Genomic DNA, 1,378 nt, shown 5'->3' with positions numbered 1-1,378 from the left:
ATCATGGCGTAGAGAACGTCGCAACGGCGTCTGGCCAGGCAGATCAGCGCGGCGTTGTGCTTCTTTCCTTCGGCCCGTTTGCGGTCGTAGTAGGTGCGGCTGGCGGGATCGTGCAAGGCGGCGAACGCCGATAGAAACAGTGCGCGTTTGAGTTTGCGGTTGCCTGAACGAGCGGGGTGCTCACCGCGGATCGACGTTCCGGATCGGTGGGTGACCGGTGCGATTCCCGCGTAGGCAGCGAGGTGACCGGCGGAGGCGAATGCGGATCCGTCGCCAACTTCGAGCAGGATCCTGGCTCCGGTCCTGACCCCGATGCCAGGCATGGAGGTCAGGACCCGGGAAAGAGGGTGCTCATCAAGCATCCTCTCCACATCGGCACCGATAGATTTTCGTTGCTGCAGAATCTCTTTCAACGAGTCAGCGAGTTTCGGTAACACAACTTCGGAGGCGGCAGTTCCGGGAACGACGACCGTTTGTTCGGCGAGTGCGGTGCGAATGTCGGCGGCCAATCTGGTGCCCATGCGCGGTGCATGTTTGGTGGCGATGGCGGTGAGTTTGCGGGTACCGGCGGCGCGGATTCCGGTCGGTCCACCACAACGAGACAAGATCTCCAACACCGCCGGGTGCGCAATCCGCGGACCTAAGACTCGTTCCAGCGCAGGGTGAATACTGGTCAGCAGCCCGCGAATTCGGTTGCTGATCCGGGTGGCTTCGCCGGCCAGGTCGTCATCGAAACCAACGAGCACGCCGAGTTCGGTCAGTGTGTCATCGCCGGTATCGACTCTGCGCAGGGTGTGCGGCATGGTTCGGGCGGTGTCGGCGATGATGAACGCATCACGGGCATCGGTTTTGGCTTGGCCGGGATACAGATCGGCGATCCGGCGCATCGATAGCCCCGGTAGGTATGCCACCTGGTGGCCGCACGCGCGGGCGACGGTGACCGGTAATGCGCCGATGGTGTTGGGCTGATCGACCACGATCAAGATCGGTCCGTGCGTGGCGAGTTGGTCGAATACTGCCCGTAATCGGGTTTCGTCGTTGGGCAGAGCCTTGTCGTACAGACGCGTCCCTTGGCTGTCGAGGCCGACGGCGTGGTGTTCAGATTTTCCCACGTCAATGCCGCAAAACACGGCGTAACTCGTGTCCATCCAGCAGTCCTTCGTCCGGTCCTACCGGTCGCCGATCTGACGTCAATACCCGACACCCACGTTACAAAGAGACCTGCTCACGATCAGCGGCCCTGTCCCTATCAGCGGTCCATCGACGCCACCACACCTGGCGACACCACCCCCCGGATCATGGATGACAGGGGCAAGAAGTCATACCAGGTCTGGCGACCGCAGCCCCCGATTCCGAGGACTATGAAGAAGGTAACGGG

1 protein-coding gene is annotated in these 1,378 nt (G+C 62.0%); it reads right to left on the bottom strand.

Going from position 1 to position 1,378, the window contains the following annotated elements; genetic code table 11:
* On the bottom strand, nt 1–1,148 hold a 1,148-nt coding region (locus DFR67_RS30105; protein WP_110473119.1), incomplete at its 3' end, for an IS110 family RNA-guided transposase.
* Nucleotides 1,149–1,378: the final 230 nt, after the last annotated feature.

Source organism: Williamsia limnetica (assembly GCF_003217475.1).
GTDB lineage: Bacteria > Actinomycetota > Actinomycetes > Mycobacteriales > Mycobacteriaceae > Williamsia > Williamsia limnetica.
This window is presented reverse-complemented; position numbering and strand designations above follow the sequence as displayed.